The organism is Streptococcus sp. Marseille-Q5855 (assembly GCF_946901985.1).
GTDB lineage: Bacteria > Bacillota > Bacilli > Lactobacillales > Streptococcaceae > Streptococcus.
In genome coordinates this window covers 157,676-180,322 of the sequence record NZ_CAMPPR010000004.1, presented here as the reverse complement: position 1 = coordinate 180,322, position 22,647 = coordinate 157,676, and the positions used below count along the sequence as shown (strand labels likewise).

At 40.4% G+C, this 22,647-nt stretch carries 23 protein-coding genes; 22 read left to right on the top strand and 1 reads right to left on the bottom strand.

Annotated elements, in window-relative coordinates; translation table 11 throughout:
* Positions 1 to 15 precede the first annotated feature (15 nt).
* Positions 16 to 861, bottom strand: a complete 846-nt coding sequence (locus OC529_RS06095; RefSeq protein WP_262081718.1) for a DegV family protein — start codon at positions 859 to 861, stop codon at positions 16 to 18.
* A gap of 124 nt (positions 862 to 985) precedes the next feature.
* Here OC529_RS06095 and OC529_RS06090 point away from each other — a divergent pair, with 124 nt between their 5' ends.
* The 22 genes from OC529_RS06090 to sodA all read left to right on the top strand — a co-directional run bounded on the left by OC529_RS06090 (position 986) and on the right by sodA (position 22,541).
* The gene (locus tag OC529_RS06090; protein ID WP_173249954.1) at positions 986 to 1,543 is read left to right on the top strand and encodes a TetR/AcrR family transcriptional regulator; all 558 of its coding nucleotides are present in this window, start codon (positions 986 to 988) and stop codon (positions 1,541 to 1,543) included.
* Positions 1,544 to 1,561: 18 nt separating this feature from the next.
* A complete protein-coding gene (locus OC529_RS06085; protein WP_000136976.1) occupies positions 1,562 to 2,029 on the top strand; it encodes a deoxycytidylate deaminase in 468 nt (155 codons plus the stop codon).
* Between the two features lie 88 nt (positions 2,030 to 2,117).
* On the top strand, positions 2,118 to 2,747 hold the full coding sequence (upp, locus tag OC529_RS06080; protein ID WP_000515974.1) for a uracil phosphoribosyltransferase: 630 nt from the start codon (positions 2,118 to 2,120) through the stop codon (positions 2,745 to 2,747).
* A 172-nt stretch (positions 2,748 to 2,919) separates the two neighbouring features.
* The gene (gene clpP, locus OC529_RS06075) at positions 2,920 to 3,510 is read left to right on the top strand and encodes an ATP-dependent Clp protease proteolytic subunit ClpP (protein WP_000613475.1); all 591 of its coding nucleotides are present in this window, start codon (positions 2,920 to 2,922) and stop codon (positions 3,508 to 3,510) included.
* Positions 3,511 to 3,588: 78 nt separating this feature from the next.
* Positions 3,589 to 3,855, top strand: coding sequence for a YlbG family protein (locus OC529_RS06070; protein WP_050223575.1), 267 nt, complete (start codon positions 3,589 to 3,591; stop codon positions 3,853 to 3,855).
* 84 nt (positions 3,856 to 3,939) lie between these two features.
* The gene (locus OC529_RS06065; protein ID WP_138700164.1) at positions 3,940 to 5,100 is read left to right on the top strand and encodes an ABC transporter substrate-binding protein; all 1,161 of its coding nucleotides are present in this window, start codon (positions 3,940 to 3,942) and stop codon (positions 5,098 to 5,100) included.
* 115 nt (positions 5,101 to 5,215) lie between these two features.
* On the top strand, positions 5,216 to 6,085 hold the full coding sequence (locus tag OC529_RS06060; protein WP_000941427.1) for a branched-chain amino acid ABC transporter permease: 870 nt from the start codon (positions 5,216 to 5,218) through the stop codon (positions 6,083 to 6,085).
* A gap of 3 nt (positions 6,086 to 6,088) precedes the next feature.
* Positions 6,089 to 7,045 carry a branched-chain amino acid ABC transporter permease gene (locus OC529_RS06055; RefSeq protein WP_262081717.1) on the top strand — a complete coding sequence of 319 codons (957 nt, stop codon included), beginning with the start codon at positions 6,089 to 6,091 and terminating at the stop codon, positions 7,043 to 7,045.
* Positions 7,045 to 7,809, top strand: a complete 765-nt coding sequence (locus OC529_RS06050) for an ABC transporter ATP-binding protein (protein ID WP_001185995.1) — start codon at positions 7,045 to 7,047, stop codon at positions 7,807 to 7,809. The genes OC529_RS06055 and OC529_RS06050 overlap by 1 nt, the downstream gene beginning before the upstream one ends.
* Positions 7,809 to 8,519, top strand: coding sequence for an ABC transporter ATP-binding protein (locus OC529_RS06045; protein WP_000062200.1), 711 nt, complete (start codon positions 7,809 to 7,811; stop codon positions 8,517 to 8,519). The genes OC529_RS06050 and OC529_RS06045 overlap by 1 nt, the downstream gene beginning before the upstream one ends.
* Positions 8,520 to 8,878: 359 nt before the next feature.
* A complete protein-coding gene (locus OC529_RS06040) occupies positions 8,879 to 9,535 on the top strand; it encodes a CBS domain-containing protein (RefSeq protein WP_000268665.1) in 657 nt (218 codons plus the stop codon).
* A gap of 106 nt (positions 9,536 to 9,641) precedes the next feature.
* Positions 9,642 to 10,737 (top strand): peptide chain release factor 2 gene (gene prfB / locus OC529_RS06035; RefSeq protein WP_100127798.1). Its coding sequence is split into 2 segments (ribosomal slippage): positions 9,642 to 9,713 and positions 9,715 to 10,737, totalling 1,095 coding nucleotides; the frame shifts between segments, so codons are not numbered across the junction.
* A gap of 17 nt (positions 10,738 to 10,754) precedes the next feature.
* Positions 10,755 to 11,447: a cell division ATP-binding protein FtsE gene (ftsE, locus tag OC529_RS06030; protein ID WP_000022265.1), complete on the top strand. Its 693-nt coding sequence runs from the start codon at positions 10,755 to 10,757 to the stop codon at positions 11,445 to 11,447.
* Positions 11,440 to 12,366, top strand: a complete 927-nt coding sequence (ftsX, locus tag OC529_RS06025; protein WP_000625541.1) for a permease-like cell division protein FtsX — start codon at positions 11,440 to 11,442, stop codon at positions 12,364 to 12,366. Before ftsE ends, ftsX begins: the two co-directional genes overlap by 8 nt.
* Before the next feature lie 418 nt (positions 12,367 to 12,784).
* Positions 12,785 to 14,965, top strand: a complete 2,181-nt coding sequence (locus OC529_RS06020; protein ID WP_262081716.1) for a PTS transporter subunit IIBC — start codon at positions 12,785 to 12,787, stop codon at positions 14,963 to 14,965.
* Positions 14,966 to 15,016: 51 nt separating this feature from the next.
* A complete protein-coding gene (locus tag OC529_RS06015) occupies positions 15,017 to 15,832 on the top strand; it encodes an endonuclease/exonuclease/phosphatase family protein (RefSeq protein ID WP_218764496.1) in 816 nt (271 codons plus the stop codon).
* A gap of 140 nt (positions 15,833 to 15,972) precedes the next feature.
* Positions 15,973 to 17,316: a DEAD/DEAH box helicase gene (locus OC529_RS06010; RefSeq protein ID WP_262081715.1), complete on the top strand. Its 1,344-nt coding sequence runs from the start codon at positions 15,973 to 15,975 to the stop codon at positions 17,314 to 17,316.
* A 376-nt stretch (positions 17,317 to 17,692) separates the two neighbouring features.
* Positions 17,693 to 18,883 (top strand): methionine adenosyltransferase, encoded by a 1,191-nt coding sequence (gene metK / locus OC529_RS06005; protein ID WP_023940470.1) that lies wholly within the window; start codon positions 17,693 to 17,695, stop codon positions 18,881 to 18,883.
* 450 nt (positions 18,884 to 19,333) lie between these two features.
* Entirely contained in the window at positions 19,334 to 20,269 is a 936-nt protein-coding gene (locus OC529_RS06000) for a dihydroorotate oxidase (RefSeq protein ID WP_164226917.1), read from the top strand.
* Positions 20,270 to 20,302: 33 nt separating this feature from the next.
* Positions 20,303 to 21,340, top strand: a complete 1,038-nt coding sequence (holA, locus tag OC529_RS05995) for a DNA polymerase III subunit delta (protein WP_262081714.1) — start codon at positions 20,303 to 20,305, stop codon at positions 21,338 to 21,340.
* A gap of 76 nt (positions 21,341 to 21,416) precedes the next feature.
* Positions 21,417 to 21,722 carry a hypothetical protein gene (locus OC529_RS05990; RefSeq protein WP_262081713.1) on the top strand — a complete coding sequence of 102 codons (306 nt, stop codon included), beginning with the start codon at positions 21,417 to 21,419 and terminating at the stop codon, positions 21,720 to 21,722.
* A 213-nt stretch (positions 21,723 to 21,935) separates the two neighbouring features.
* Positions 21,936 to 22,541 carry a superoxide dismutase SodA gene (sodA, locus tag OC529_RS05985; protein WP_000974733.1) on the top strand — a complete coding sequence of 202 codons (606 nt, stop codon included), beginning with the start codon at positions 21,936 to 21,938 and terminating at the stop codon, positions 22,539 to 22,541.
* Positions 22,542 to 22,647 lie beyond the last annotated feature (106 nt).

The window sequence follows — 22,647 nt, the reverse complement described above, 5'->3', positions numbered from 1 at the left end:
TTGTTGCTAATGATCTTAGTTGATTTCATATCCCATCAACAAACCGCCATCTTCTGCATAGAAACTGCAGAGACCAGAGGTTGGTAGAATTTTAATATCCGCTTGTGGGAAGGTTTCACGGATTCGCTCTGAGAGCTGTTGACAACATTTTTCGTTATTGCGTTGGGCCATGACAATACGGCCACCAGCATATCCAGCTTTTACTAACTCATCATAGGCAGCTTGAACTGATTTCTTTGATCCCCTTGCTTTTTGTAGCAATTCGAGAGTTCCAGTTTCACTAGCTTCTCCGACCATACGAATGTTGAGAAGGCCAACGACCGTACCGATAAGCTTGCTCAAACGGCCGTTTTTTACCAAGTTATCGACCTTTGCTAGAACAAAGAGCAACTTGGTTTTTTCTTGATAGGCAGTGATAGCTTCAACCACTTCTTCAAAAGATAGACCCTGGTCAATCAAGTCATTTAATTTTTCTACGAGCAAGTCAACTTCACCGCCAGCAGACAAACTATCAATTACATGAATTTTAGTGTCAGGATGTTCTTCCAGATAAATATTCTTGGCCAGTTGCGCACTATTGTGACTACCAGAAAGAGTACCTGTGATGGTTACTAGGAAAATGTTTTTGGCACCTTCAAATGCTCGCAAATAATCATCTGGGCTTGGACAAGCTGATTTTGAAGCTTCTGCGGTTGCATACATGGTTTCCATCATTTGGTCAATATCAAGACAGGCATCATCAACAAAGACCTGATCAGCTACTTGAATGGTTAAGGGGACACTTACAAAAGTTGTGTCAATAGCTGGTGTTGCCAGTTGACGATAATCACAACCAGAGTCAGCAATAATCTTCCAAATCATAGAAATTCTCCATCTTTGTCAGTTATACATTGACAAAGGTTCTGTCTTTTTTTACAATTATATCATGAAAACCCTTGAAACAAAAGCCTTATCCGTCTGTTGTGACAAGTAGAAAGAAAATGTTATGTCTGAACGTAGAATCTCTGAAAAATCTCTTGAAAATCTCAGAAAATCAAACCAAGAATCCAATTTATTAACCAGAGAAGCCATCGAAACAGCCCTCTTGCAACTCTTGGAAAAAAAGGACTTGACCAAGATTAGTATTTCTGAATTGGTCAAACGGGCAGGCGTTTCGCGTGCGGCCTTTTACCGTAATTATGATTCCAAAGAGGAGATTTTAGAAAGCGTCTTTAAACGAACTGTCCACAATATTATGGAACAGATGCATCATTATGATTTAAAGACAGACCTTTATCTGGTCTGGGTTCACCTTTTCCGAGAAGCAAGAAAGGAAGCCAGAGTGATTCAGCTAGCCTTGGATTACCATCTGGAAAAAATCTTTGTCCAAGCCATGCAGGAATTTCTAGAAAAATACCATGGAAAATCAAAAGGTGTCAGCTCTTATCTTCATTCCTTTTGGAGTTCGGCCATCGTCTCTGTCCTTCTAAAATGGATCAAGGATGGCATGAAGGTACCTGCTGAAAAGATTGCGGATTTACGGTTACCATTTTTTAAAAAATAGAGAAAAAGGAGAAGAGAGATGACTGAAAAAAGACTAGCCTGGGATGAGTATTTTGCAGCTCAAGCCCTACTAATTGCCAATCGTTCCACTTGTAAACGTGCCAAAGTGGGCGCGATTCTGGTAAAAGATAATAAGGTTATTTCCACTGGTTACAATGGTTCGGTGTCAGGAACCGAGCATTGTATTGACCACGAATGTCTGGTCATTGAAGGACACTGTGTTCGCACCCTTCACGCTGAGGTCAATGCTATCCTTCAAGGTGCAGAACGTGGTGTTCCTAAAGGCTTTACAGCTTATGTGACCCATTTTCCTTGTCTGAACTGTACAAAACAATTACTGCAGGTCGGTTGCAAGCGCGTGGTTTATATTAACCAGTACCGAATGGACGACTATGCCCAATACCTTTATCAAGAAAAAGGGACAGAATTGACCCATTTACCACTTGAGACAGTACAGACAGCTCTTAAAGAGGCTGATCTAATGTAAAAATTATCAAAAATAAATGGTTTAGAAAGATTTTTAAACCGTTTTTTGGTATAATAAGAAGAATAAATTGAAAGAAGGAATTCCAAAAATGGGAAAAATTGAAGTTATTAATCACCCGCTGATTCAACACAAATTGTCAATCTTGCGTCGTACAGATACTTCTACAAAAGCTTTTCGTGAGCTAGTAGATGAGATTGCAATGTTGATGGGGTATGAAGTACTTCGTGATCTTCCACTAGAAGATGTGGAAATCGAAACACCAATTACAAAAACAGTTCAAAAACAATTGGCAGGTAAGAAATTGGCCATCGTTCCAATCTTGCGTGCAGGTATCGGGATGGTTGATGGGCTCTTGAGCTTGGTTCCAGCTGCTAAAGTTGGCCATATCGGTATGTACCGTGATGAAGAAACACTTCAACCAGTTGAATACTTGGTGAAATTGCCTGAGGACATTGACCAACGTCAAATTTTTGTCGTAGACCCAATGTTGGCAACAGGTGGTTCAGCAATCTTGGCTGTTGATTCTCTTAAAAAACGTGGCGCATCAAATATCAAATTTGTCTGCCTTGTATCTGCTCCAGAAGGTGTAAAAGCTCTGCAAGAAGCTCATCCAGATGTAGAAATCTTTACAGCAGCCTTGGATGAACGTTTGAACGAACACGGTTATATCGTTCCAGGTCTTGGAGATGCTGGGGACCGCTTGTTCGGTACGAAATAAAATTAAAAGAAGATTGACTTGGGAAAGAAGTTCCAATCACGAAAGGAGGTTGAATTTTTGTTTCTGTCTAATGAAAACAGAGCAAAAATTTGACCTTTTTTGACCTAGATATTATAATAGTCTTATCTTCAGTCATTTGACCAACAAAATTAAAACTCAAAAGGAGAAATAAATGATTCCTGTAGTTATTGAACAAACAAGCCGTGGAGAACGTTCATACGATATTTACTCACGTCTTCTCAAAGACCGCATCATTATGCTGACAGGTCCAGTTGAAGACAATATGGCCAACTCTGTTATTGCCCAATTGCTTTTCTTGGATGCTCAAGATAGTACAAAAGATATTTACCTTTATGTCAATACACCAGGTGGTTCTGTTTCAGCTGGTTTGGCAATCGTTGATACCATGAACTTTATCAAGGCAGATGTCCAAACCATCGTGATGGGGATGGCTGCATCTATGGGGACTGTCATCGCATCAAGTGGAGCAAAAGGCAAACGTTTCATGCTTCCAAATGCTGAATACATGATCCACCAACCAATGGGTGGTACAGGTGGTGGTACTCAACAAACCGATATGGCGATCGCTGCAGAACACTTGCTTAAAACTCGTAACACCTTGGAAAAAATCTTGGCTGAAAATTCAGGTCAGTCAATCGAAAAAGTCCATGCAGATGCAGAACGCGATAACTGGATGAGCGCCCAAGAAACACTTGAATATGGCTTTATTGATGAAATTATGGCCAACAATTCATTAAACTAATGATGATAGAAGGCAAACTCGACTGGGTTTGCTTTTTTTGGTATAATAGGGAGAGATTTCTTAGAAAGAGGATTTATCATGTTTGAAAAAGTCAATCGATCTGGCTTGATTATCTACCTTTACTATAATCGGGATGCAAAAAAACTGCAGGATTATGGAGATATTACCTATCATTCCAAGAAGCATCGTTACTTGCAGCTTTATGTTCCAACTCAAGAAGTGGAGCAATTGGTCGGGCGCTTGAGCAAGGAAAAGTTTATAAAAAAAGTCAGAGTTTGTCATATCCAAGAGCTGGAAACACCCTTTGTGGGCAATCTTTATCGAGAGGAAAACGTTATCAGATAAAAATTTAAAGAAAAGTGTTGACAATTTTCTGATAATTCGGTATATTCTTAACAGACTATTTAAGAAATAAGGAGACAAAAAAAGATGAAGAAAAAATTTGCCCTATCGTTTGTGGCGCTTGCAAGTGTAGCACTTCTTGCAGCCTGTGGAGAAGTGAAGTCTGGAGCAGTCAACACTGCTGGTAACTCAGTAGAGGAAAAGACAATTAAAATCGGATTTAACTTCGAAGAAACTGGTGCCGTAGCTGCCTACGGAACATCTGAACAAAAAGGTGCCCAACTTGCCGTTGATGAAATCAATGCCGCAGGTGGTATCGATGGAAAACAAATCGAAGTAGTCGATAAAGATAACAAGTCTGAAACAGCAGAGGCTGCTTCAGTAACAACTAACCTTGTAACTCAATCTAAAGTATCAGCAATCGTAGGACCTGCGACATCTGGTGCAACTGCAGCTGCGGTAGCGAATGCTACAAAAGCAGGTGTTCCATTGATCTCACCAAGTGCGACGCAAGATGGGTTGACTAAAGGTCAAGATTACCTCTTTATCGGAACTTTTCAAGATAGCTTCCAAGGAAAAATTATCTCAAACTATGTTTCTGAAAAATTAAATGCTAAGAAAGTGGTTCTTTACACTGACAATGCCAGTGACTATGCTAAAGGGATTGCTAAATCTTTCCGAGAATCCTACAAGGGTGAAATCGTTGCAGATGAAACTTTCGTAGCAGGTGACACAGACTTCCAAGCAGCCCTTACAAAAATGAAAGGGAAAGACTTTGATGCTATCATCGTCCCTGGTTACTACACTGAAGCTGGTAAAATTGTAAACCAAGCGCGTGGTATGGGAATTGACAAACCAATCGTTGGTGGTGATGGATTCAACGGTGAAGAGTTTGTACAACAAGCAACTGCTGAAAAAGCATCAAACATCTACTTTATCTCAGGCTTCTCAACTACTGTAGAAGTTTCAGCTAAAGCAAAAGCCTTCCTTGATGCATACCGTGCTAAGTACAATGAAGAGCCTTCAACATTTGCAGCCTTGGCTTATGACTCAGTTCACCTTGTAGCAAATGCAGCAAAAGGTGCTAAAAACTCTGGTGAAATCAAGGATAACCTTGCTAAAACAAAAGATTTTGAAGGTGTAACTGGTCAAACAAGCTTCGATGCAGACCACAACACAGTCAAAACTGCTTACATGATGACCATGAACAATGGTAAGGTTGAAGCAGCAGAAGTTGTAAAACCATAATAGAAAAATGTTGAAATAGGGAATGAGCCTCGGACTCACTCCCTGTTTCGATGTTTAAGAACCTATCAAAAGTGAGGGGCAACCCTCGGAATTATAAATAGAAAGAGTGAATCCTATGCTCCAACAACTAGTAAATGGTTTGATTCTAGGTAGTGTATACGCGCTGTTAGCCCTAGGATATACCATGGTTTACGGAATTATCAAGCTCATCAACTTCGCCCACGGTGATATTTATATGATGGGAGCCTTTATCGGTTATTTCTTGATCAATTCTTTCCAAATGAATTTCTTTGTAGCGCTTATTGTAGCGATGCTAGCGACAGCCATTCTTGGTGTCGTGATTGAGTTCCTTGCTTACCGACCTTTGCGCCACTCTACGCGTATTGCTGTTTTGATTACGGCTATTGGGGTTTCTTTCCTACTGGAGTATGGCATGGTCTATCTGGTTGGTGCCAATACTCGCGCCTTCCCTCAAGCGATTCAAACAGTTCGCTATGATTTGGGACCAGTTAGCCTAACAAACGTGCAGTTAATGATTTTGGCCATTTCCTTGATTTTGATGATTTTGTTACAAGTCATTGTCCAAAAGACTAAGATGGGGAAAGCCATGCGTGCTGTATCTGTAGATAGCGATGCAGCGCAATTGATGGGGATCAATGTAAATCGTACTATCAGCTTTACCTTTGCTTTAGGTTCAGCTCTTGCGGGTGCGGCTGGTGTTCTGATTGCCCTCTACTATAACTCTCTTGAGCCTTTGATGGGGGTTACTCCAGGTCTTAAGTCTTTCGTTGCCGCAGTACTTGGCGGTATCGGAATCATTCCTGGTGCGGCTCTTGGTGGCTTTGTGATTGGTCTATTGGAAACCTTTGCGACAGCCTTTGGAATGTCAGACTTCCGTGATGCCATTGTTTATGGAATCTTGTTGTTGATCTTGATTGTCCGCCCAGCTGGTATCCTTGGTAAAAATGTGAAAGAGAAGGTGTAAACGATGAAGGAAAATTTAAAAGTTAATATTCTATGGTTACTCCTTTTGTTAGCTGGCTATGGCTTGATTAGTGTACTGGTTTCAGTCGGAGTACTCAACCTATTCTATGTACAGATTTTACAACAAATCGGAATCAATATTATTCTGGCTGTTGGTCTCAACTTAATCGTTGGTTTTTCAGGACAATTTTCACTTGGTCATGCTGGTTTCATGGCGATTGGTGCCTATGCAGCAGCTATTATTGGTTCTAAATCACCAACCTACGGTGCCTTCTTTGGAGCCATGCTGGTAGGAGCTTTGCTTTCAGGAGCAGTTGCCTTGCTTGTCGGAATTCCAACCTTGCGCTTGAAGGGGGACTATCTTGCGGTAGCAACTCTTGGTGTTTCTGAAATTATCCGTATCTTTATCATCAATGGTGGAAGCCTTACAAATGGTGCGGCAGGTATCTTGGGAATTCCAAACTTTACAACTTGGCAAATGGTATACTTCTTTGTCGTGATTACAACCATTGCAACCTTGAATTTCTTGCGTAGTCCAATTGGTCGTTCAACCCTCTCTGTTCGTGAGGATGAAATCGCTGCTGAGTCAGTTGGGGTTAATACGACTAAAATTAAAATCATCGCTTTTGTCTTTGGTGCCATTACTGCAAGTATTGCAGGGTCACTTCAGGCAGGATTTATCGGGTCTGTTGTACCGAAAGATTACACTTTCATCAACTCAATCAACGTTTTGATTATTGTTGTATTTGGTGGACTTGGTTCCATTACAGGTTCCATTGTTTCAGCTATTGTTCTGGGGATTTTGAATATGCTTCTCCAAGATGTTGCTAGCGTGCGTATGATTATCTACGCTTTGGCCTTGGTATTGGTAATGATTTTCAGACCAGGTGGACTCCTTGGAACATGGGAATTGAGCCTATCACGTTTCTTTAAAAAATCTAAGAAGGAGGAACAAAACTAATGGCATTACTTGAAGTAAAACAGTTAACCAAACATTTTGGCGGTCTAACAGCTGTTGGAGATGTGACTCTTGAATTGAACGAAGGGGAACTGGTTGGACTAATCGGTCCAAACGGAGCTGGGAAAACCACTCTTTTCAACCTCTTGACGGGTGTTTATGAACCAAGCGAGGGAACAGTAACCCTAGATGGTCACCTTTTGAATGGAAAGGCACCTTATAAGATTGCCTCTTTGGGACTTGGACGTACTTTCCAAAATATTCGTCTCTTTAAAGATTTAACCGTTTTGGACAATGTTTTAATTGCTTTTGGCAACCATCATAAACAACATGTTTTTGCTAGTTTCTTACGCTTACCAGCTTTTTACAAGAGTGAAAAAGAATTAAAGGCTAAAGCTTTGGAATTGCTGAAAATCTTTGATTTGGATGGTGATGCAGAAACTCTTGCTAAAAATCTTGCCTACGGACAACAACGTCGTTTGGAAATTGTTCGTGCCCTCGCTACGGAACCTAAAATTCTCTTCTTAGATGAACCAGCAGCGGGTATGAACCCACAGGAAACAGCTGAATTGACTGAGTTAATTCGTCGTATCAAAGATGAATTTAAGATTACGATCATGCTGATTGAACACGATATGAATCTGGTCATGGAAGTAACAGAACGTATCTACGTACTTGAATATGGTCGTTTAATTGCTCAAGGAACTCCAGATGAAATTAAGACTAATAAACGCGTTATCGAAGCTTATCTAGGAGGTGAAGCCTAATGTCTATGTTAAAAGTTGATAATCTTTCTGTGCATTACGGTATGATCCAAGCAGTCCGTGATGTAAGCTTTGAAGTTAATGAAGGAGAAGTTGTTTCCCTTATCGGTGCCAATGGTGCTGGTAAGACAACTATTCTCCGTACCTTGTCTGGTTTAGTTAGACCAAGCTCAGGAAAGATTGAATTTTTAGGTCAAGAAATCCAAAAGATGCCAGCGCAGAAAATCGTAGCAGGTGGGCTTTCACAAGTTCCAGAAGGACGCCACGTCTTTCCTGGCTTGACTGTTATGGAAAATCTTGAAATGGGAGCTTTCTTAAAGAAAAATCGTGAAGAAAATCAAGCTAACTTGAAGAAAGTTTTCTCACGCTTCCCACGTCTTGAAGAGCGGAAGAACCAGGACGCAGCCACTCTTTCAGGAGGGGAACAACAAATGCTTGCCATGGGACGCGCTCTTATGTCAACACCAAAACTTCTTCTCTTAGATGAACCATCAATGGGACTTGCTCCAATATTTATTCAAGAGATTTTTGATATCATTCAAGATATTCAGAAGCAAGGGACAACTGTCCTCTTGATTGAACAAAATGCCAATAAAGCACTCGCAATCTCTGACCGAGGATATGTATTGGAAACAGGGAAAATCGTCCTATCCGGAACAGGAAAAGAACTCGCCTCATCAGAAGAAGTCAGAAAAGCATATCTGGGTGGTTAAAAAGGTCCGGGGGACCTTTTTAATCGGTGGATAGAGATTGCGAAGCAATCATCGCATAGTCTGGGAGACTAGTTTAGGTTGTAGATAAAGATTGCGAAGCAATTATCTTATCCAGTGGATTATTTTAGTTGGCATATTTAGATTGCAAACAAATCTAGATCTACACTGAAAGATGAATTTCTAATAATTGAAATAAAATCGAATGAAACGTATCTTGCCTTCATTCACAGAGCTCGATTTCAGAGCTCTTTTTGTTAGCTTATTCATACTTTTCTGAATTTTGAAAAAGAAATGTAAGCGTTTGATAGATTTACAAAAAGATTGTATAATAGGGATAAGAATAGAAAAGGAGAAGTCTCATGGCAGTTAAAGATTTTATGACCCGCAAGGTAGTGTATATTAGTCCAGATACAACAGTATCTCATGCAGCAGATTTGATGAGAGAGCAAGGGTTGCACCGCTTGCCTGTTATCGAAAATGATCAATTAGTTGGTTTGGTAACTGAGGGAACTATTGCACAAGCAAGTCCATCAAAAGCAACCAGTCTTTCTATCTATGAGATGAATTATCTTCTAAATAAGACAAAAGTAAAAGATGTCATGATTCGCGATGTTGTCACTGTCTCAGGCTATGCGAGTCTAGAAGATGCAACTTATCTGATGTTGAAAAACAAGATTGGTATTCTTCCTGTCGTAGATAACCATCAAGTCTATGGGGTTATTACGGACCGTGACGTTTTCCAAGCCTTTCTCGAAATTGCTGGTTATGGAGAAGAAGGAATTCGTGTGCGCTTTGTTACAGAAGATGAAGTTGGTGTCCTTGGTAAGATTGTTTCTCTAATCGTTGAAGAAAATTTGAATATTTCGCATACAGTCAATATTCCGCGTAAGGATGGTAAGGTGATTATCGAAGTTCAAATCGATGGATCAATTGATTTACCAGCCTTGAAAGAAAAATTTGAAGCAAATGGCATTCAAGTGGAAGAAATCACTCGCACTTCAGCAAAAGTCTTGTAGGAAGGGAAGCCGAAAGGCTTCTTTTTTCATAAAAAGGGACTAGAGCAAAAGATGGAAAGAAATGATAAAATATGCTATAATGAAATGATGTAAAAAAGGAGTATTTATGGACATTTCAGTAATCCGTCAAAAAATTGACGCAAATCGTGAAAAATTAGCTTCTTTCAGGGGGTCTCTTTGACCTAGAAGGTCTAGAGGAAGAGATTGCCATCTTGGAAAACAAGATGACAGAACCTGATTTTTGGAACGATAATATCGCGGCCCAAAAAACGTCGCAAGAATTAAATGAATTAAAAAACACCTATAATACCTTCCATAAGATGGAAGAGTTGCAGGATGAAGTTGAAATTTTATTGGACTTTTTAGCAGAAGACGAGTCGGTTCAAGAAGAACTGGTAGAGCAGTTAGCCGAACTTGATAAGATGATGACCAGCTATGAGATGACGCTTCTCTTGTCGGAACCTTATGACCACAACAATGCCATCTTGGAAATCCATCCAGGTTCTGGTGGTACAGAGGCTCAGGACTGGGGTGATATGTTGCTGCGTATGTATACTCGCTATGGCAATGCTAAAGGTTTTAAAGTAGAAGTATTGGATTATCAAGCAGGTGATGAGGCTGGTATTAAGTCGGTGACCTTATCATTTGAAGGGCCTAATGCCTATGGTCTTCTCAAGTCAGAAATGGGAGTTCACCGTTTGGTGCGAATTTCGCCGTTTGACTCTGCTAAACGTCGCCATACCTCTTTCACATCTGTAGAAGTGATGCCAGAATTGGATGATACTATTGAAGTGGAAATCCGTGAAGATGATATCAAGATGGATACCTTCCGTTCAGGTGGTGCCGGTGGACAAAACGTCAACAAGGTTTCAACAGGTGTGCGTCTGACCCACATTCCAACTGGAATTGTTGTTCAATCAACAGTGGATCGGACCCAGTATGGAAATAGAGATCGTGCCATGAAAATGTTGCAGGCTAAGCTCTATCAAATGGAGCAAGAGAAGAAGGCTGCGGAGGTAGATTCCCTCAAGGGTGAGAAAAAAGAAATCACATGGGGAAGCCAAATCCGTTCTTATGTCTTCACGCCTTATACTATGGTAAAAGATCACCGAACTAGCTTTGAAGTTGCTCAGGTAGATAAGGTTATGGATGGGGACCTAGATGGTTTTATCGATGCCTATCTCAAGTGGCGCATTAGCTAAGATAGAAAGGAAGTCACATGTCAATCATTGAAATGAGAGATGTCGTCAAAAAATACGACAACGGAACGACTGCCCTACGCGGTGTTTCGGTCAGCGTTCAACCGGGGGAATTTGCTTACATCGTAGGACCTTCAGGAGCAGGGAAGTCAACTTTTATTCGTTCTCTGTATCGTGAAGTAAAAATCGATAAAGGAAGCCTATCAGTTGCTGGTTTTAATCTGGTTAAGATTAAAAAGAAAGATGTCCCGCTTCTACGTCGTAGTGTTGGGGTTGTCTTCCAGGATTATAAACTGTTGCCAAAGAAAACGGTTTATGAGAATATTGCTTACGCTATGGAAGTAATCGGGGAAAATCGCCGTAATATCAAAAAACGAGTGATGGAAGTTTTGGACTTGGTTGGCTTGAAGCACAAGGTTCGTTCTTTCCCAAATGAGCTCTCAGGTGGGGAGCAACAGCGGATTGCGATTGCGCGTGCTATTGTAAATAATCCCAAAGTACTGATAGCCGATGAACCAACAGGAAACCTAGATCCGGATAATTCATGGGAAATTATGAATCTTTTGGAACGGATTAACCTACAAGGGACAACTATTTTGATGGCGACTCATAATAGCCAGATTGTAAATACCTTGCGCCACCGTGTCATTGCCATTGAAAATGGCCGTGTCGTTCGTGACGAATCAAAAGGAGAGTATGGATACGATGATTAGTAGATTTTTTCGCCATTTATTTGAAGCCTTAAAAAGTTTGAAACGAAATGGTTGGATGACAGTAGCTGCTGTCAGTTCAGTCATGATTACTTTGACCTTGGTGGCAATATTTGCTTCTGTTATTTTCAATACAGCGAAACTAGCTACAGATATTGAAAATAATGTCCGTGTAGTAGTTTATATCCGAAAGGATGTGGAAGATAACAGTCAGACAATTGAAAAAGAAGGTCAAACTGTTACAAATAATGACTACCACAAGGTATATGATTCTTTGAAGAACATGTCTACGGTTAAGAGTGTTACCTTTTCAAGTAAAGAAGAACAATATGAAAAGTTAACCGAGACAATGGGAGATAACTGGAAAATCTTTGAAGGAGATGCCAATCCTCTCTATGATGCCTATATTGTAGAGGCAAACACTCCAAATGATGTAAAAACTATAGCCGAAGATGCTAAAAAAATTGAAGGTGTCTCTGAGGTTCAAGATGGCGGTGCCAATACAGAAAGACTCTTCAAGTTAGCTTCATTTATCCGTGTTTGGGGACTAGGGATTGCTGCTTTGTTAATTTTTGTCGCAGTTTTCTTGATTTCAAATACCATTCGTATTACCATTATTTCCCGCAGTCGCGAGATTCAAATCATGCGCTTGGTCGGAGCTAAAAACAGTTATATTCGTGGACCGTTCTTGTTAGAAGGAGCCTTTATCGGTTTATTGGGAGCTATCGCACCATCTGTTTTAGTCTTTATTGTTTATCAAATGGTTTACCAATCTGTCAATAAATCGTTGGTAGGACAAAATCTATCCATGATTAGTCCAGATTTATTTAGTCCTTTGATGATTGCCCTACTATTTGTGATTGGAATTTTCATTGGTTCACTGGGATCAGGAATTTCCATGCGCCGATTCTTGAAGATTTAGGTAAAATAATTATTTTTATGAGGAGGTTGTAAAATCTCCTTTTTTGCTACAAGAGTTTTTGAAAAGGGACTTCTAATACTCAATGGAAATCAAAGAGCAAACTAGGTAGCTCGCCACAGGATGCTCAAAATACTGTTTTGAGGTTGTAGATAAGACTGACGAAGTCAGTCCCATATATACGGTAAGGCGACGCTGACGTGGTTTGAAGAGATTTTCGAAGAGTATCAAGAAGTCGCCCGGAGAAGACTTTTTGATGGCTAACTTGAACTTGAAATTTGGCACTAGAAATTTTTTTGAAAAAAGAGTATTTTTTTGAATAAAAGCCTTTACAAAAAAAATTAAAGTGGTATAATTAAATCATAAAAGGTGCAAACGTTTTCGTAAAACGTTTGCCTAAATAAAAATAAAGGAGATTTGAATGATGAAAGATACATTCAAAAATGTCTTGTCTTTCGAATTTTGGCAAAAATTCGGTAAGGCTTTGATGGTGGTTATCGCGGTTATGCCGGCTGCTGGTTTGATGATTTCAATCGGTAAGTCTATCGTGATGATTAACCCAACCTTTGCACCACTCGTTATTACTGGTGGTGTACTAGAGCAAATCGGTTGGGGGGTTATCGTTAACCTTCATATCTTGTTCGCCCTCGCTATTGGAGGAAGCTGGGCTAAAGAACGTGCTGGTGGTGCTTTCGCCGCTGGTCTTGCCTTCATCTTGATTAACCGTATCACTGGTACAATCTTTGGTGTATCAGGCGATATGTTGAAAAATCCAGAAGCTATGGTAACAACTCTCTTTGGTGGATCAATCAAAGTTGCTGATTACTTCATTAGTGTAATGGAAGCCCCAGCACTTAACATGGGTGTCTTCGTAGGGATTATTTCTGGTTTTATTGGAGCAACTGCTTACAATAAATACTATAACTTCCGTAAGCTTCCTGATGCACTTTCATTCTTTAACGGAAAACGTTTTGTACCATTTGTAGTTATTCTTCGTTCAATAATTGCTGCAATTGTACTTGCTGCTTTCTGGCCACTTGTGCAAACTGGTATCAATAGCTTTGGTATCTGGATTGCCAACTCACAAGAAACTGCTCCAATCCTTGCACCATTCTTGTATGGTACATTGGAACGTTTGCTCTTGCCATTTGGTCTTCACCACATGTTGACTATCCCAATGAACTACACAGCTCTTGGTGGTACTTATGAAGTCTTAACTGGTGCAGCAAAAGGTAGCCAAGTATTTGGTCAAGATCCACTTTGGCTTGCATGGGTGACAGACCTTGTTAACCTTAAAGGTACAGATGCAAGTCACTACCAACAATTGTTAGATACTGTTCACCCAGCTCGTTTCAAAGTTGGACAAATGATCGGTTCATTCGGTATCTTGATGGGTGTGATCGTGGCTATCTACCGTAATGTTGATGCTGACAAGAAACACAAATACAAAGGTATGATGATTGCGACAGCTCTTGCAACATTCTTGACAGGGGTTACTGAACCAATCGAATACATGTTCATGTTTGTAGCAACACCTATGTATCTTGTTTACTCACTTGTTCAAGGTGCTGCCTTCGCTATGGCTGACGTAGTAAACCTACGTGTCCACTCATTCGGTTCAATCGAGTTCTTGACTCGTACACCACTAGCAATTAATGCTGGTATCGGTATGGATATCATTAACTTCGTTTGGGTAACTGTTCTCTTTGCCGTAATCATGTACTTTATCGCAAACTTCATGATTCAAAAATTCAACTACGCAACTCCAGGGCGTAACGGAAACTACGAAACTGCTGAAGGTTCAGAAGAATCTAGCAGCGAAGTGAAAGTTGCAGCAGGCTCTCAAGCTGTAAACATTATTAACCTTCTTGGTGGACGTGCAAACATCGTTGATGTTGATGCATGTATGACTCGTCTTCGTGTAACTGTTAAAGATGCAGATAAAGTAGGAAATGCAGAGCAATGGAAAGCAGAAGGAGCTATGGGTCTTGTCATGAAAGGACAAGGGGTTCAAGCTATCTACGGACCAAAAGCTGACGTATTGAAATCTGATATCCAAGATATCCTTGATTCAGGTGAAATCATTCCTGAAACTCTTCCAAGCCAAATGACAGAAGCGCAACAAAACACTGTTCACTTCAAAGGTCTTACTGAGGAAGTTTACTCAGTAGCAGACGGTCAAGTTGTTGCTTTGGAACAAGTAAAAGATCCAGTATTTGCTCAAAAAATGATGGGTGATGGATTTGCAGTAGAACCTGCAAATGGAAATATCGTATCTCCAGTTTCAGGTACTGTATCAAGCATCTTCCCAACAAAACATGCTCTTGGTATTGTGACTGAAGCAGGTCTTGAAGTATTGGTTCACATTGGTTTGGACACAGTAAGTCTTGAAGGTAAACCATTTACAGTTCATGTTGCTGAAGGACAAAAAGTTGTAGCAGGTGATCTCCTTGTCACAGCTGACTTGGATGCTATCCGTGCAGCAGGACGTGAAACTTCAACAGTAGTTGTCTTCACAAATGGTGATGCAATTAAATCAGTTAAATTAGAAAAAACAGGTTCTCTTGCAGCTAAAACAGCAGTTGCTAAAGTAGAATTGTAATATACTTGAGGTTGGAAGCTGTATTCCAACCTCTTATTTTGGGAGAAAAGAATGAAATTTTTAACACTCAATACTCACAGTTGGATGGAGAAAGAAGCAGAGGAAAAATTCCAGATTTTGCTTGAGGATATTCTTGAAAAGGACTATGATTTGATTTGTTTCCAAGAAATCAATCAGGAGATCACTTCGCCAGAGGTGGAGGTTAATGACCTTTATCAAGCTTTGCCAGCAGCTGAGCTTATTCACCAAGATCACTATGTTAGATTCTTGGTTGAAAAGTTGTCTGAGCAAGGGAAAAATTACTACTGGACTTGGGCCTATAACCATATCGGTTATGATCGCTACCACGAAGGTGTGGCAATCTTATCTAAAACACCGATTGAAGCCAGAGAAATTTTGGTTTCAGATGTGGATGATCCAACAGACTATCATACTCGCCGTGTTGCCTTGGCTGAAACTGTAGTTGATGGTAAGGAGCTTGCAGTTGCAAGTGTCCACCTTTCTTGGTGGAATAAAGGTTTCCAAGAAGAATGGGCACGATTTGAGGCTGTCTTGAAAGAATTGAACAAGCCGCTTTTGCTAGCTGGAGATTTCAACAACCCGGCTGGTCAGGAAGGTTACCAAGCTCTTTTAGCTAGTCCATTAGGCTTACAAGACGCTTTTGAAGTTGCTCAAGAGAAAAGCGGTAGCTATACCGTTCCACCAGAAATTGATGGTTGGAAAGGGAACACTGAACCCCTTCGAATCGATTATGTCTTTACTACCAAAGAGTTAGCGGTGGAAAATTTACATGTCGTATTTGATGGTAACAAGAGTCCACAAGTGAGTGATCACTATGGTTTGAATGCTCTTATAAACTGGAAATAACGACTGAAAAGAGGTTGGAATCACGAAGTTCCAGCCTTTTTTTGATTAGATAAGCTACTGAAAGTAAGCTCTATAAGTGAGGCTACTGAAATGGAATAAAATGTGGTATAATTGATAGGATAGATAGAATCGAGGATAGTATGTCATTTACGAAATTTCAATTTAAAAACTATATTAGAGAAGCCTTGCAGGAGTTGAAATTTACAACTCCAACAGAGGTACAAGATAAGTTGATTCCCATTGTCTTGGCAGGCCGAGATTTGGTTGGAGAATCAAAAACAGGTTCAGGTAAGACTCACACTTTCTTGTTACCGATTTTCCAGCAACTAGATGAAGCTAGCGATAGTGTACAAGCCGTGATTACTGCACCGAGTCGTGAGTTGGCTACTCAAATTTACCAAGCAGCCCGTCAGATTTCAACTCACTCAGATGTCGAAGTTCGTGTGGTTAATTATGTGGGAGGGACAGATAAGGCTCGCCAGATTGACAAATTGGCAAGCAATCAGCCTCATATTGTTATTGGAACACCAGGCCGTATTTACGACTTGGTTAAATCCGGTGATCTGGCTATTCACAAGGCCAAGACCTTTGTGGTCGATGAGGCAGATATGACCTTGGATATGGGATTCTTGGAAACTGTTGATAAGATTGCTGGAAGCCTTCCAAAAGACCTGCAATTCATGGTCTTCTCAGCGACTATTCCACAAAAGTTGCAACCATTCTTGAAAAAATACTTGTCAAATCCTATCATGGAGAAAATCAAGACCAAAACGGTCATTTCTGATACCATTGATAATTGGTTGATTTCGACCAAGGGCCGAGATAAGAATGCTCAAATTTACCAGTTGACTCAGTTGATGCAGCCTTATTTGGCAATGATTTTTGTCAATACTAAGACACGTGCTGATGAATTGCATTCATATCTGACTGCTCAAGGCTTGAAGGTGGCAAAAATCCATGGGGATATTGCCCCTCGTGAACGCAAGCGTATCATGAATCAGGTGAAAAATCTGGATTTTGAGTACATTGTCGCAACAGATTTGGCAGCGCGTGGAATTGATATTGAAGGTGTCAGCCATGTCATCAATGATGCCATTCCGCAAGACTTATCCTTCTTTGTGCACCGTGTTGGTCGAACTGGGCGTAATGGCCTACCAGGTACAGCCATTACCCTTTACCAACCAAGCGATGACTCGGATATCCGTGAGTTGGAGAAATTGGGAATCAAGTTTACTCCTAAGATGGTCAAAGACGGGGAATTTCAAGATACTTATGACCGTGATCGTCGTGCTAATCGTGAGAAGAAGCAAGATAAGCTTGATATTGAAATGATTGGTCTGGTCAAAAAGAAAAAGAAAAAAGTCAAACCGGGTTATAAGAAGAAAATTCAATGGGCGGTTGATGAAAAGCGCCGCAAAACCAAGCGCGCCGAAAATCGTGCTCGAGGTCGTGCAGAGCGTAAAGCTAAACGTCAAACATTTTAATAGCAATTGTTGGAGTGCTGAGCTCCAACTTTTTGATTTATGAGAACAAAATATCTACATTGAAACACTGCATTAAAGACTGCAAATTGCGCCTAAAAATGGTATAATAGTAAAGTTATATAGTCCCGATAAGATGGTAGGTATTTATCACTAAGAGTTTTCCTATCAGTACTTTGTAATTCGCAAAGAATGACGGCTCAAAAGTCGTTCGTCATTCTACGGTTGCCGCTATAATGAGGTCACCCTATGCGCCTTACTAGCTTCAGAAATAAAAAAGTATCGTTTTTATTTCTTACGCGTTGTAACTCTTAGAAAATGAAAATACCTATCAGTACTTTGTAACTCTATAACACTATTTTTAAGGGGGGACATTTTTATGTCAGAACGTAAATTATTCACGTCTGAGTCTGTATCTGAGGGGCATCCAGATAAGATTGCAGACCAAATTTCAGATGCGATTTTGGATGCTATTTTAGCTAAGGATCCAGAAGCGCACGTTGCTGCTGAGACAGCTGTATATACTGGTTCTGTTCACGTTTTTGGTGAAATATCTACAAATGCTTATGTGGATATTAACCGTGTGGTTCGTGATACCATTGCAGAGATTGGCTACACTAATACAGAATATGGTTTTTCTGCTGAGACTGTAGGAGTACATCCATCTTTGGTGGAACAATCTCCTGACATTGCCCAAGGTGTTAACGAAGCCTTGGAGGTTCGTGGAAATGCAGACCAAGATCCGCTGGACTTAATTGGTGCTGGAGACCAAGGTCTCATGTTTGGCTTTGCAGTGGATGAAACAGAAGAGCTCATGCCTTTACCAATTTCACTCAGTCATAAATTGGTTCGTCGTCTGGCAGAACTTCGTAAGTCTGGGGAAATTAGCTATCTTCGCCCAGATGCTAAATCACAAGTTACGGTTGAGTATGATGAAAATGACCGTCCAGTACGTGTGGACACAGTTGTTATTTCAACTCAGCACGATCCAGAAGTCAGCAACGAACAAATTCACAATGATGTCATTAACAAGGTTATCAAAGAGGTTATTCCAGCTTCCTACTTGGATGAGCAAACAAAATTCTTCATCAATCCTACTGGTCGTTTTGTAATCGGTGGACCTCAAGGGGACTCAGGTTTGACTGGTCGTAAGATTATCGTAGATACTTATGGTGGCTACTCTCGTCACGGTGGTGGTGCCTTCTCTGGTAAAGATGCGACTAAGGTAGACCGTTCAGCCTCTTATGCGGCTCGCTATATTGCAAAGAATATTGTTGCAGCAGGCCTTGCTAAGAAGGCAGAAGTGCAATTGGCCTACGCTATCGGTGTTGCCCAACCTGTTTCTGTTCGTATCGATACTTTCGGTACAGGAACAGTAGCTGAAAGCAAGCTTGAAAAAGCAGCCCGTCAAATCTTTGACCTTCGCCCTGCAGGAATTATCCAAATGCTGGACCTCAAGCGTCCAATTTACCGTCAAACATCGGCTTACGGTCACATGGGACGTACAGATATTGACCTTCCATGGGAACGTTTGGATAAGGTAGATGCTTTAAAAGAAGCAGTAAAATAAATGAATTGAAGAAAGAGGGGCCTCCCTCTTTTTTATAGTTTTTAACTATACTGGGATACTGTTCTGAAAATCCATTTTGCGAAAGTAGAGATTTACATGTATTTCTTTAAAAATGATAAAGGTTGAGATTTCTCCTCGTAATAGATAATCATGGGGATATTTCAATCCAAAGTTTTATTCGTTATCACTTGACTATTGCAAGGTTTTCTAGAGCAACAGAGTCATGGAATGGACTCATGGTTGAGATTTCTCCTTGTTGCTTGGACTTCATTCAAAAGTCTGTTATCCAAGTCTTGTTCAAACTTCCAATACACTAGCTGTTTCCATAGCATGACTTCTGCACTAGACTTTCTTTTCCGAATAAATAGATAGAACCATAGAATCTAGTAAACCTAGAATTAAAACTGTGGTATAATATTAGCAATAGAAGGAATCTGGAGGATTAGAATCATGGTATCAACGAAAACACAAATTGCTGGTTTTGAGTTTGACAATTGTTTGATGAATGCAGCAGGTGTGGCTTGTATGACGATAGAGGAGCTAGAAGGGGTTAAAAACTCAGTTGCAGGAACCTTTGTCACAAAGACAGCGACCTTGGACTTTCGTCAGGGGAACCCTGAACCACGTTATCAAGATGTTCCACTTGGTTCTATCAACTCTATGGGCTTGCCAAATAATGGCTTAGACTATTATTTGGATTATCTTTTGGACTTGCAGGAAAAAGAGCCAAATCGGACTTTCTTCTTATCTCTAGTTGGCATGTCTCCAGAGGAAACCCATACTATTTTGAAAAAAGTCCAAGAGAGTGATTTTCGTAGTCTGACTGAGCTAAACCTCTCCTGTCCAAATGTTCCAGGAAAACCTCAGATTGCCTATGATTTTGAGACAACAGACCGTATTTTGGCAGAGGTGTTTGCCTACTTCACTAAACCTCTTGGAATTAAATTGCCACCATATTTTGATATTGTTCACTTTGACCAAGCGGCAGCTATTTTCAACAAATATCCGCTCAAGTTTGTCAACTGCGTCAACTCTATCGGAAATGGCCTTTATATAGAAGACGAGTCTGTCGTTATCCGTCCTAAAAATGGTTTCGGTGGTATCGGTGGAGAGTATATCAAACCGACTGCTCTTGCTAATGTTCACGCATTTTATCAACGCTTAAACCCTCAAATCCAAATCATCGGAACAGGTGGCGTTCTGACTGGTCGTGATGCCTTTGAACATATCCTCTGTGGAGCGAGTATGGTGCAGGTGGGAACAACCCTTCACAAAGAAGGCGTCGGTGCTTTCGAACGTATTACCAATGAACTAAAAGCAATCATGGCGGAAAAAGGGTACGAGAGCCTAGAAGATTTCCGTGGGAAATTGCGCTATATTGACTAAATTAAATCGAAAAATCAGAAGAAAGGAGAGGAGATGCTAGCTATTGAAGAAAGCCAGAAGTTGACTTTATCAAATTTACCGAGCCTGAACCTTTTTACAGGGACAGATCAGGGTCAGTTTGAAATTATGAAGAGTCAAGTATTGAAACAGATTGGCTATGATTCTGCCGACCTCAACTTTGCCTACTTTGATATGAAAGAAGTGGTTTACAAGGATGTTGAACTGGAGCTGGTCAGCCTTCCTTTCTTTGCGGATGAGAAAATCGTGATATTAGACCATTTTGTCGATATGACAACAGCCAAGAAACGCTTTTTAACAGATGATGAACTCAAGTCGTTTGAGGAATACCTTGATAATCCTTCACCAACAACCAAGTTGTTAATCTTTGCAGAAGGAAAGCTGGATAGCAAAAGACGGTTGGTTAAATTACTGAAGCGTGATGCCAAGGTCTTTGATGCAGTAGAAGCCAAAGAACAAGAATTGCGTCAGTATTTCCAAAAGTGGAGTCAGAAACAAGGTCTGCAGTTTACCAATCATTCTTTTGAAAATCTCCTCATCAAGTCGGGTTTTCAATTTAGTGAAATTCAGAAAAATCTCCTCTTTTTACAGTCCTATAAAGAAGACTCTGTTATCGAGGAAGAGGATATTGTTAACGCAATTCCCAAGACCTTGCAGGACAATATTTTTGATTTAACTCAGTTTATTCTGACTAAAAAGATGGACCAGGCGCGTGATTTGGTGAGAGACTTGACCTTGCAAGGGGAAGATGAAATCAAACTGATTGCAGTCATGCTGGGACAATTTCGGACTTTTACTCAGGTGAAAATTTTGTCAGAGTCTGGGCAAACAGAATCGCAGATAGCAAGTAGTTTAGGCAGTTTTCTCGGACGTAATCCAAATCCCTATCAAATCAAGTTTGCGCTGAGAGATTCAAGAGGACTTTCCTTTAGCTTTTTGAAGCAAGCTATTTCTTATTTGATTGAGACAGACTATCAGATTAAGACAGGTCTTTATGAAAAGAGTTTCCTTTTTGAAAAGGCACTCCTACAGATTGCTAGTCAGGTCAATTGACATTTTTTTGAAACTACAACCCGCGTCAACATTATCTTGTCGTGGGTTTCTTGCTGATTTGCTTATTTTATACTCAATGAAAATCAAAGAGCAAACTAGGAAACTAGCCGCAGGTTGCTCAAAGCACTGCTTTGAGGTTGTAGATAAGACTGACGAAGTCAGCTCAAAACATGTTTTTGAGGTTGCGGATGAAACTGACGAAGTCAGCTCAAAACACTGTTTTGAGGTTGTGGATAGAACTGACGAAGTCAGCTCAAAACACTGTTTTGAGGTTGTGGATAGAACTGACGAAGTCAGCTCAAAGCACTGCTTTGAGGTTGTAGATAGAACTGACGAAGTCAGCTCAAAACACTGTTTTGAGGTTGTAGATAGAACTGACTAAGTTAGCTCAAAACACTGTTTTGAGGTTGCGGATGAAACTGACGAAGTCAGTAACCATACCTACGGCAAGGCGACGTTGACGCAGTTTGAAGAGATTTTCGAAGAGTATTATTAGAAAGTATTTCAGTGATTTTTTCATCTATAAGCAAAAAACTTGAAAAAAGTGAATGTTTGCGTTATCATTTTCATATAGAAAGAAAAAGAGGTATTACAGATGGCTATTATCTTACCAGATCTTCCATATGCATACGATGCTTTGGAACCATACATCGATGCGGAAACAATGCACTTGCATCATGACAAACACCATCAAACTTATGTCAACAATGCTAATGCAGCTCTTGAAAAACACCCTGAAATCGGTGAAGATCTTGAAGCCTTGCTTGCTGATGTAGAATCTATTCCAGCTGATATCCGTCAAGCACTTATCAACAACGGTGGCGGACACTTGAACCACGCTCTTTTCTGGGAATTGATGACTCCTGAGAAGACAGCTCCTTCAGCAGAGCTGGCAGCAGCAATTGATGCAACATTTGGTTCATTTGAAGAATTCCAAGCAGCCTTCACTGCAGCAGCAACAACTCGTTTCGGTTCAGGATGGGCATGGTTGGTTGTCAACAAAGAAGGGAAGCTTGAAGTGACTTCAACAGCAAACCAAGACACACCAATCTCAGAAGGTAAAAAACCAATCTTGGGCTTGGACGTTTGGGAACATGCTTACTACGTGAAATACCGCAACGTGCGTCCTGACTACATCAAAGCTTTCTTCTCAGTGATCAACTGGAACAAAGTAGATGAATTGTACGCAGCTGCTAAATAATGATAGTTGGAGGGAAGAATTGTTCTTCTCTTTTTAAGGTTATATTATTTTGGTCTGACAAAATCGTCAGACTTTTTTCATTTTTATGAGAAACGTGCTAACTGCT

Excerpts from the sequence above, each read along its gene's own strand:
- OC529_RS06095 (WP_262081718.1), bottom strand. The coding sequence starts at position 861 with ATGATTTGGAAGATTATTGCTGACTCTGGTTGTGATTATCGTCAACTG.
- OC529_RS06090 (WP_173249954.1), top strand. The coding sequence starts at position 986 with ATGTCTGAACGTAGAATCTCTGAAAAATCTCTTGAAAATCTCAGAAAA.
- OC529_RS06085 (WP_000136976.1), top strand. The coding sequence starts at position 1,562 with ATGACTGAAAAAAGACTAGCCTGGGATGAGTATTTTGCAGCTCAAGCC.
- upp (WP_000515974.1), top strand. The coding sequence starts at position 2,118 with ATGGGAAAAATTGAAGTTATTAATCACCCGCTGATTCAACACAAATTG.
- clpP (WP_000613475.1), top strand. The coding sequence starts at position 2,920 with ATGATTCCTGTAGTTATTGAACAAACAAGCCGTGGAGAACGTTCATAC.
- OC529_RS06070 (WP_050223575.1), top strand. The coding sequence starts at position 3,589 with ATGTTTGAAAAAGTCAATCGATCTGGCTTGATTATCTACCTTTACTAT.
- OC529_RS06065 (WP_138700164.1), top strand. The coding sequence starts at position 3,940 with ATGAAGAAAAAATTTGCCCTATCGTTTGTGGCGCTTGCAAGTGTAGCA.
- OC529_RS06060 (WP_000941427.1), top strand. The coding sequence starts at position 5,216 with ATGCTCCAACAACTAGTAAATGGTTTGATTCTAGGTAGTGTATACGCG.
- OC529_RS06055 (WP_262081717.1), top strand. The coding sequence starts at position 6,089 with ATGAAGGAAAATTTAAAAGTTAATATTCTATGGTTACTCCTTTTGTTA.
- OC529_RS06050 (WP_001185995.1), top strand. The coding sequence starts at position 7,045 with ATGGCATTACTTGAAGTAAAACAGTTAACCAAACATTTTGGCGGTCTA.
- OC529_RS06045 (WP_000062200.1), top strand. The coding sequence starts at position 7,809 with ATGTCTATGTTAAAAGTTGATAATCTTTCTGTGCATTACGGTATGATC.
- OC529_RS06040 (WP_000268665.1), top strand. The coding sequence starts at position 8,879 with ATGGCAGTTAAAGATTTTATGACCCGCAAGGTAGTGTATATTAGTCCA.
- ftsE (WP_000022265.1), top strand. The coding sequence starts at position 10,755 with ATGTCAATCATTGAAATGAGAGATGTCGTCAAAAAATACGACAACGGA.
- ftsX (WP_000625541.1), top strand. The coding sequence starts at position 11,440 with ATGATTAGTAGATTTTTTCGCCATTTATTTGAAGCCTTAAAAAGTTTG.
- OC529_RS06020 (WP_262081716.1), top strand. The coding sequence starts at position 12,785 with ATGATGAAAGATACATTCAAAAATGTCTTGTCTTTCGAATTTTGGCAA.
- OC529_RS06015 (WP_218764496.1), top strand. The coding sequence starts at position 15,017 with ATGAAATTTTTAACACTCAATACTCACAGTTGGATGGAGAAAGAAGCA.
- OC529_RS06010 (WP_262081715.1), top strand. The coding sequence starts at position 15,973 with ATGTCATTTACGAAATTTCAATTTAAAAACTATATTAGAGAAGCCTTG.
- metK (WP_023940470.1), top strand. The coding sequence starts at position 17,693 with ATGTCAGAACGTAAATTATTCACGTCTGAGTCTGTATCTGAGGGGCAT.
- OC529_RS06000 (WP_164226917.1), top strand. The coding sequence starts at position 19,334 with ATGGTATCAACGAAAACACAAATTGCTGGTTTTGAGTTTGACAATTGT.
- holA (WP_262081714.1), top strand. The coding sequence starts at position 20,303 with ATGCTAGCTATTGAAGAAAGCCAGAAGTTGACTTTATCAAATTTACCG.
- OC529_RS05990 (WP_262081713.1), top strand. The coding sequence starts at position 21,417 with ATGAAAATCAAAGAGCAAACTAGGAAACTAGCCGCAGGTTGCTCAAAG.
- sodA (WP_000974733.1), top strand. The coding sequence starts at position 21,936 with ATGGCTATTATCTTACCAGATCTTCCATATGCATACGATGCTTTGGAA.